Below are 8,633 nucleotides of genomic sequence, written 5' to 3'. Positions count from 1 at the left end.
TATTAATTCCAATCCTTTTGAAATTAGCGATCGCTTGTGGGTGAAAAATCATCTTGAAGAAGATGAGGAAAAACTACGGTTTCCAACGTAGACGAGGTTTAGGTTCCTCGCTGATTCCGTTTACAGAACGGATGCGCTTTTTGATTGCTGTACATCCGGGTTTGTTATCGCCCACATTGTTTGCAAAGATGGCGGCGACTTTTGACCAGTTTTCTAAAGGTCGGTTGTTGATCAATATCATCAACGGCACATCCAACACAATGGCCGCTAATGGTTTGCATCTTTCCCACGATGAACGCTATGCCCACTGTGATGAATATCTCACAGTTTGGCGGAAACTCATGGCTGGGGAAACAGTTGACTTTGAAGGCGAATATGTCAATGTCAAAAAAGCTAAGGTAGGATTACCTGCGGTACAGTCACCCTATCCGCCTTTATGGTTTGGTGGTTCTTCTGAAGCAGCTTTGGAAGTTGCAGCTAAACATATAGATACTTACCTAACTTGGGGAGAAACACCACCACAGATTGCAGAAAGAGTAGCCACAATGCGATCGCTTGCTGCTAAATATAGTCGTACTCTCAGATTTGGTATTCGCCTTTATGTGATTGTCCGCGAAACTGAAGAAGAAGCCTGGAAAGCCGCCGACTGGTTACTTCAGCGCATGGATGAAGAATCAGTAGCAAATATCCAAAAAATGCTTAATAGTGGCGATTCCGTAGGTCAGCAACGAATGCTGAAGTTTCATGGCGGTCAAATTCCTAAAAATGTGAGAGATTTGGAAATTTATCCGAATCTTTGGGCGGGTTTAGGTTTAGTGCGTCCTGGCCCTGGTACTGCGGTGGTAGGCGATCCTCAAACTGTTGCGGCGCGTCTGAAAGAATATGCTGATATTGGCATTGAGACTTTCATCATCTCTGGTATTCCTCTAATTGAAGAAGCTTATCGAGTTGCTGATTTATTGTTGCCACTATTACCCATTTCTCGTCCAGGCAGTAATAATCAGGTAACTACAAGTATTAATGTTCCCACTTGGAGCAGTATTAGGCAAACTGTCGGGGCTATTTCTTCTGGTAAAGAAATTGCTGAACCTGCTAAAGAATTGGGGTGAAAAACTAATTCGTAATTCGTAATTCGTAATTCGTAATTACGTAAATTAGGAAGAATCTGGGTTTTTGAGTTCAATCTGTTAGTAGATTTTAGACAATGAGGATAAATTGCTGACTCCAAATTGATGCCTTTTTATATTTGTTAATCTGGATTGTAATTTTTGAACCGCAGAGGCACGGAGAACGCAGAGTTAAGAGTTGGCATTAACTCGGTTTTTGTATTTGTTAGCAGATAAAAATGTTTGGAAATTTTGTGTTCAATTTGAAAGCAAGATGAAAGATAAAGATATCTTTGAGAATGGGTTACTTAACTACCGCATTAAACGTCGTAGTTTGCCTACAGCATTATTTTTCCTGACATCTGCGATCGCGCTTGATAAAGTCGGGCTTACTTATCAAGATGTGAAAACCATTCCTAACTCAGCAGATTCCCTCAAAGCTTTCCTCAATGGTGAAATAGATGCTTGGATCACATCAGACTTACATTTAGCAGAGGTTCAGAAAAATCACAAAGTTAAGGTACTGCTTTATAGTTCCGAGTTATTTAGCAATCGCTCTCTTTACTTTACTCATCGCAGTTTTGCCGAGCAACATCCAGATGCTTTATCAGCCTTTATTAAGGCGCTAGAAAGAGTGGATCGCTGGATTGCTACCCATTTCAGCGAAGCGGTTGAACTATTATCCAAGGAAATTAATAATGGGATTGATGCTAAAGGTTGGGAGCAATCTCTGAGAAATAGACCTTGGGGTCTTGTTCCACCTTCTGGGGAGTTTATTGCTGAACAACAATACGCGGCTGATGTATTCTATCGTTTTGGTTTGTTGCCCAATAGTATCAATGTTTCTGAAGCGCTATTAGCTGATCCTTTGAGTGTATTTGAAGCTAATCTCGCACTAGCTGGTAGATAATTGATTGGTAGTGCGATCGCCTAAATTTGTAAATGAGACAATAGGCGATCGCACAAGGTCACACAATCTGGCGATTTTGGGAAAAACTAGGTAGTTCTGGAGCAATATAAGCCCAAGATACTGCGGAATCAGTCCAGATTTGATGCATCGGCTTAACTAATTGCGGATTGTCTAAACTTCCAGCTTTCAGCCAGACGAATTGCGGTTTTGCTGGCGCTCTTGTAAACAGAGGTGAACCGCATTCTGGGCAAAATTCGCGAGTAATTTTGTTGCCACTGTTACCAGTTTTTGTATAACTCTTAACTTGACCAGCTACAATGCGTAATGCGGCTGATTGTATGCGAACCCCTACATTAAAAGCGCTACCTGTCGTTTTTCTACAATCTTGACAGTGGCAATAATTCGCTGCTTCTAGTTCTCCGTTGTACTCATACCGCACATAGCCGCAAAGACACCCTCCTGTGACAGTTTCCGCCATGCTCTCTTATCCAGGTTACTTATTGACAAACCTTTTTGTAACTTAGCAAAAAATACAGATGAGCCACAAAAATCGCTTCTGTACTCATCTGTAGATGTAAAAATTAGCTATTTCGCTAGATATTACAATCCATGCTGCTTAAACCAAGCTTGAAGGCGCTCCCATCCGTCTTTAGCTTCTGTTTCGCGGTAAGAGGGGCGATAATCAGCCAAGAAGGCGTGGGGTGCATCGGGGTAAACGATGACTTCAGATTTACTGCTGCTAGATTTGAGTTGTTCTTTCAGCTTTTCTACTGTATCCAGGGGAATACCTGCATCCTGACCACCATAGAGTCCGAGAACTGGGACTGTTAGCTTAGAAGCGACATCAACGGGATGCTGAGGCTGACGTTCGGTAGCATCGCCTAGCAGTCGCCCATACCATGCTACACCTGCTTTAATTTGCGGGTTATGTGCAGCATATAACCAAGTAGTCCGACCACCCCAGCAAAAGCCGGTAATTCCGACGCGATCGCCATTACCTTTCGCAGATTTGACAGCCCAAGCTATAGTATCATCAAGGTCAGATAACACTTGAGCATCGGGTACTGTTGCGACTATTGGGCGAATTTCGTCAATATTGCTTAATTTTGACACATCACCCTGACGGATAAATAATTCGTTCTAGCTCCAGCATTTTTTTGGACATAAGCTAAAGCTGGGTCCCAAACAGCCCAAGCATCAATTTTTTTCTGAAGAAATGCATCACGTGCTTCAGATGGAGTCAAACTCACAGCCTGAATATCACTAAATTTTAATCCTGCTTCTTTTAAAGCTCTTAATACTAAATAATGTGCAGAAGAACCTTTCTGAAAAACGACTCTTTTACCTTTGAGATCCGCTACTTTTTTAATGGGTGAGTCTTTTTGAACTATGATGGCTTGTCCTTCACCTTTGCTAGGTTTACGTCCAGCAATATAGACAAGTTGTGCGCCTGCAGCTTGGGCAAAGATTGGTGGTGTTTCTCCCACACTACCAATATCAACTCTATTAGCATTCATAGCTTCTAACAATTGGGGGCCTGCGGGAAATGGTATCCAATTTACAGAAATCCCTAAAGCTTTGAGGCGTGGTTCTACTGCTCCTTTGATTTTGACCAAATCTCCAGATGTTTGATAAGCCAAGTTAACTACTTTTGTATTGATTCCAGGTCTTGTTTGTGCTTGGCTGCTTTGTAGTAAGCTACCTGTTAAGGGAGTGGAAATAGCGAATAATCCTAGTGCTGAAAATTGCACAATGCGCTTTAAAACTGTGCGACGATTGCTAAAAAATGGTATTTTCATGGATGTAATTTTCCTCCTCTTTTTCAGGGTTTATATAGAATGCAGAATTAGAGATAATTTGTTTTTTCTCTAAGTTGCAAATGTTTGACTTTTGACTGTCAGTAAAAAATATTGTTTTCCTATGAATTAGGAAAGTGAAAATTTAATGCTTCCAAACAACTCGTAGTGATGTTGTAATCTCTTCAGTGAAATTTCCTGAAGGCTCAACTTCTAGTAGCGCTTGTTTCAAATCCGCTTCAAAAGGCTCTACATTGTCACCAAAGAAAATTTTGAGAGCAAAAGCTGTGGTGTATAAATAACCAAGATAGCTAGAAATTGTCCAACTCTTCTCAAACGAGACTTCATATACTTCTTGTTCTTGGCGAGCGAAAGCTGATTGAGCAATTAGTACCTCATGAGGAGGGTCTACAGGAGTGCGAATACCCTTTCCTCTCTGTCCAGTTCGTCTTTCCTCACCTAACCATTTTTTGACAATTCTGATTGCAGCTTGCTTCCAAGGAAGTGAACTTTCCCAAGGGTTTTCATTAGTATTGAGCAGTACAAATCCACCATCATCAGAGAGCAATTCATAAATACGCTCAAGCACAGTTTCACGTTGCATCCAGTGAAAAGCTCTCCCAATGGTGACTAGTTTAAATTCACCCAAACTAGAATTAATTAGTTCTGCACCTTGCTCAAGCCAGGTAATATTATTTCTCCCAGAGATTTGGGCTTGGCGTTTAGCCTCTTCGATCATATCTGGATCGGGATCTACAGCAATTACTTCCTGAAACTGATTGCTGAGAGGAATTGCGATTAAACCAGGGCCGCAACCTAAATCTAAAAGTCTTCCTTGAGCGTTAATATGAAAGATTTCGGTGAGTTTAGCAAATACCTCTGATGGATACTTGGTTCTGTATTGAGCATAGCTTTCAGCAGCACCCTCAAATAATGTTGGGTCGTAGGTAGGAAGTGTTTTCATGAGATATACTTTGGACTCAAATATGTAATGAACTCACAAATCAATTGGATATTTTTGTCAAGTTTTTTATGGCTTCAGATTCAGCATTTTAGTGTTTGGCTTTTGTTTGTAACCAAAACCATAGGCTGATTTTCCTTAGGATTTTTTAGACACTAAGGTAGTCAGTTATTTAGAAAGTAGAGTGGGCTTTACCCACCCTACAACTGGTAAGAGGAAAGTTAGAAAAAGCAACAAGTAAGTATCATATCTGTTAGACTATTGGTTGTGTCCGTGTTGATGACGACAAGTTGAATATTTTGCAGCAAAAAAAGATATAAGTCTGACATAGTGTTTCGCGATCGCTAGATGCTTGACACTAATTATTGGTTATTTCATCAACTTACAATTCTCTAGGATTAGGTCGCCAGCGTAATAGATAAGCTTCTAAAACCCGAACGCCCCAATCAAGTAAAACACTAATAAATGCTAAAACTATTAATATTGACCAAGCTTTATCAACATTCAATGTTCCTTGTGCTGCCATTAAGAGATAGCCTAAACCTTTAGTAGAACCGATATATTCAGCTACAAGCGCACCGACTAAAGCCATACCTAAACTTGTACGAATTCCTGCAATTACCCAACTGAGAACTGAAGGTAATACAACCATCCGCAATATTTGCCAGCGATTAGCACCCATGACTTGAAATGCTGCAACTAATTCGCGTTCTATGCTTTGAAGTCCCTGATATGTGGTAAAAAAGATGGGAAAAAAAGCGGCTAAAGCTGCAAGCAAAATTTTGGAGAGTAATCCTATACCAAACCAGACAATAAAAAAGGGAGCTAGGGCAATACGAGGTATAGAATTAAAGACTTGGACGTAAGGTAAAGTTATAATTGCTCCTTGTGGAGAATAAGCTAGTAAAATGCCTAAACTTATCCCTCCAGTCATGGCTAAAATTAGTCCACCCATCGCTTCTTGAAAGGTGACGAAGACGTGTTTAAATACTGTTCCTTCAGAGAATAGTTGCTGTAATTCTTTGACAATCAGACTTGGTTTACCAACAAGCGCAGGTTCAATAAATTGAGGAACGCCAAATGCGCCTGTACCCAGTTCCCAAACAAATAAAATGACTACTAAAGGCGTGAATTGGATTGCTAATTGCAATATGCGTTGACCCCAGGTAATTGTGTTGGGAATAGAACCAGAAATTTTTGTCCGTTTATGATTAGCAGAAAGCGCAGATTGTTCAACAGATACGCTGGGATTGCGGGTAGTTCTCATGTTATTCTTTGTTAGCGTTGAAAGAGGGCGAATCCTTGGTCTTGTTGTTGTAATACCTGTTTAGTTAAATCTGACCACATCTCACGCTGGATAGTTTGAAATTGAGAATCAGTGCGAATTGCGATCGCAGATCGGTCTTTTGGTAAATTAATCTCAAATTCCTTGACAATTGTGCCAGGACGTGGACTTAATAAAAATACTCTCTGGGAAAGTGCGATCGCTTCATCCAGGTCATGAGTTACCAATAAAAAGGTACATCCTGTATCACGCCATAATCGCAAAAATTCATCCTGTAACAAAGCGCGTGTTTGAGCATCTAGACTACTCAGAGGTTCATCCAGCAACACTACATCGGGTTCATAAATCAGCGTCCGAATCAGCAACACACGCTGCTGCATACCTCCCGATAGTTCTCTGGGAAAACTGTGTTCAAAACCAGACAAACCATATTTTTCCAGTAGCGCTAAGGCTTTTCTCCTTCCTTCAGTACGGGATACACCACGAATCTCTAAAGGAGCAGTAACATTATCTAAAACTGTGCGCCAAGGTAGCAAAGTTTGCTTTTGAAACAAGTAGCCAATTTGTTTGATACCACTAGTATTAAAAGTCCCTTGTACTTCTGTACCAGGACTAATTAACCCTGCAATCACATTCAATAATGTACTTTTACCGCAACCACTAGGGCCAATAAGTGTCACAAATTCACCAGCATTGATGCTCAAACTAACATCATGTAAAGCTTCAATCCGCTTATTTTTACTCCAATAAGAAATGGAGAGATTTTGAGTTTCAATCATTGAGTTGGGCATGGGGCATTGGGCATTGGGCATTGGGCATTGGGTATGATGAATTAGTAATACTAACCTCCTTTGTAGTTTCTTAATTTTGAATTTTGAATTTTGAATTTTGAATTGTTTACTATGCTCTATTTCCAGCAAATTTATCGAACACGCCTTGAGAATAGGGAACTAATTTCTTAATAATTCCCGTGTCGTAAAATACTTTTTGATCTGCAAGATATGCGGACTGACTAATCGAGGCATTTTTGGGAACTGAGCGCTTGAGTTCAGTACGAAGACCTGTCAAAATTGCATCTAAATTCGCACTATCAAATCGTTTACCCACTGCTTTGAGGATTTGTTCTGGTGGAGTTTGGTGCATATATGTGAAAGTGCGATTGACTGCAACAATCAACCTTTTAACTGCTTCAGGTTTTTGAGCAGTGACGCGCTGATGACTGAGCCATGCACGAGTCATAGCTTCCCTAGCACCAAAATATTTTTGATGCACCTTGGGATCGAGGGCGTTCAATAGTTGAAATACTGTTCCTTCTTTGAGTAGTCTGTGCAAATCTGGCGCACCTGCAATAGCTGCATCAGCCTGACGAGTTTTTACCAGGCTATAGGTAGATGCAGTTGTACTTTGCACATATTCAACATCTTTATCGCTCAGACCATTTTGACGCAGATATTTGACTAATACTGCCCAACTCCAAGTACCAATTTCACCTGCCGAAATTCTTCTACCTTTAAGGTCAGCAACTGACTTAATTTGAGAGCGTAAATCAGAACGTACAACTAAAGAAGTATCAACCAGATTGCGACGATTAGCTACAACATTTAAAGGCACACCTCTCAGGCGAGATAGATAAACATGTAAAGGTGCTTGTGCTGAGAAATCAATTTCTCCAGCAATCAAAGCATCTCGCATTTTGGCACTACTTTGAAATGTAATTACTTCTGCATTTAAACCAGCAGCTTGGAAAAAACCTAAATCTTCAGGAATCCAAACATCAATGGAGTTAATACCAGTCACTGCTCCCAGTTTGACATTAATAGTTCCCTGACTGGCTGCGGGCTGGATAATGCTGTCCCAACCCATTGTAGCTAGAGCGGTGGTTGCGCCTATAGACGCATATTTTAAAAAGTTTCTACGTGTAGACATTGGAAGAGTCAAGAGCGATTTCAATGAGAAAAGATTGAGGCAAATAATTCAAAATTCAGAAAGCAAAAAATCTTCAGCAAAGTCTGAGACTATATCTCTGTTGCATTCTTTTTTTAAATCAGTATCAGATAGATATTCTGAACCTGATATTCTGAATTTTTAAATGCTCCTTGCCCCAATTTTTATGTGTGTGTATTGAGTTTGGTTATAAGAGGTTGTTTGAGAAGTGATTGGCTGTATCTTTACACTTATTGATCCCCCCAACCCCCCTTGAAAAGGGGGGCAAAAACCTCTTAAAGTCACCCTTGAAAAGGGGGATTTAGGGGGATCTAAAATGTTTTGCTACCAACCAATGAACTTTTAAAATATCCTCTAAGACTAGTACATCACGGCGTAAATAAACATAGGATTCCAAATAGCGCAAAAGCAGAGAATATAAGTCTTTTGACTTTGGACTTTTGATTTACTCGGCAGAGGTACTAGTTTGTAGACTACTATGTCAGCGCGACAACTCGGTTATCTACAATCTGTTTGAAGGTGGCATCAGGCAGGGCAAACGCATCTAAATAGAGAAAAGTGCTAAGTAGAGGTGTGTTTTGAGTAGTACAAGAGAACTATATATAACTGGTGAAGAGAGCGATCGCTAAAA

General features: G+C 40.4%; 7 protein-coding genes and 2 pseudogenes. 2 read left to right on the top strand and 7 right to left on the bottom strand.

Features of this window, described 5'->3' with window-relative positions; all coding sequences use genetic code 11:
* Nucleotides 1-62 precede the first annotated feature (62 nt).
* Both H6G41_RS33510 and H6G41_RS33505 read left to right on the top strand, forming a co-directional pair.
* Nucleotides 63-1,109 (top strand): LLM class flavin-dependent oxidoreductase, encoded by a 1,047-nt coding sequence (locus H6G41_RS33510; protein ID WP_190752640.1) that lies wholly within the window; start codon nucleotides 63-65, stop codon nucleotides 1,107-1,109.
* A 271-nt stretch (nucleotides 1,110-1,380) separates the two neighbouring features.
* A complete protein-coding gene (locus H6G41_RS33505) occupies nucleotides 1,381-2,016 on the top strand; it encodes an ABC transporter substrate-binding protein (RefSeq protein ID WP_190752638.1) in 636 nt (211 codons plus the stop codon).
* 58 nt (nucleotides 2,017-2,074) lie between these two features.
* Here the strand turns inward: H6G41_RS33505 and H6G41_RS33500 are convergent, their stop codons facing one another.
* From H6G41_RS33500 to H6G41_RS33470, 7 genes and pseudogenes are all read right to left on the bottom strand, one after another.
* Nucleotides 2,075-2,494: a GFA family protein gene (locus H6G41_RS33500; RefSeq protein ID WP_190752636.1), complete on the bottom strand. Its 420-nt coding sequence runs from the start codon at nucleotides 2,492-2,494 to the stop codon at nucleotides 2,075-2,077.
* Between the two features lie 122 nt (nucleotides 2,495-2,616).
* A pseudogene (locus tag H6G41_RS33495) lies at nucleotides 2,617-3,153 on the bottom strand (dienelactone hydrolase family protein); the annotation flags it as partial.
* Between the two features lie 2 nt (nucleotides 3,154-3,155).
* Nucleotides 3,156-3,815: pseudogene (locus H6G41_RS33490) on the bottom strand (ABC transporter substrate-binding protein); the annotation flags it as partial.
* Nucleotides 3,816-3,957: 142 nt separating this feature from the next.
* Complete coding sequence (locus tag H6G41_RS33485; RefSeq protein ID WP_190752634.1) at nucleotides 3,958-4,776, bottom strand: methyltransferase domain-containing protein; 819 nt, start codon at nucleotides 4,774-4,776, stop codon at nucleotides 3,958-3,960.
* 379 nt (nucleotides 4,777-5,155) lie between these two features.
* Entirely contained in the window at nucleotides 5,156-6,040 is an 885-nt protein-coding gene (locus H6G41_RS33480; RefSeq protein WP_190752633.1) for an ABC transporter permease, read from the bottom strand.
* Nucleotides 6,041-6,051: 11 nt separating this feature from the next.
* Nucleotides 6,052-6,870: an ABC transporter ATP-binding protein gene (locus H6G41_RS33475; RefSeq protein ID WP_242038149.1), complete on the bottom strand. Its 819-nt coding sequence runs from the start codon at nucleotides 6,868-6,870 to the stop codon at nucleotides 6,052-6,054.
* 88 nt (nucleotides 6,871-6,958) lie between these two features.
* A complete protein-coding gene (locus H6G41_RS33470; RefSeq protein ID WP_190752631.1) occupies nucleotides 6,959-7,984 on the bottom strand; it encodes an ABC transporter substrate-binding protein in 1,026 nt (341 codons plus the stop codon).
* Nucleotides 7,985-8,633 lie beyond the last annotated feature (649 nt).

Origin of the sequence: Tolypothrix sp. FACHB-123 (genome assembly GCF_014697075.1) — a bacterium.
Classification (GTDB): domain Bacteria; phylum Cyanobacteriota; class Cyanobacteriia; order Cyanobacteriales; family Nostocaceae; genus Aulosira.
Note: the sequence above shows the minus strand (reverse complement) of the source record. Positions and strands in the feature narration are given on the sequence as shown.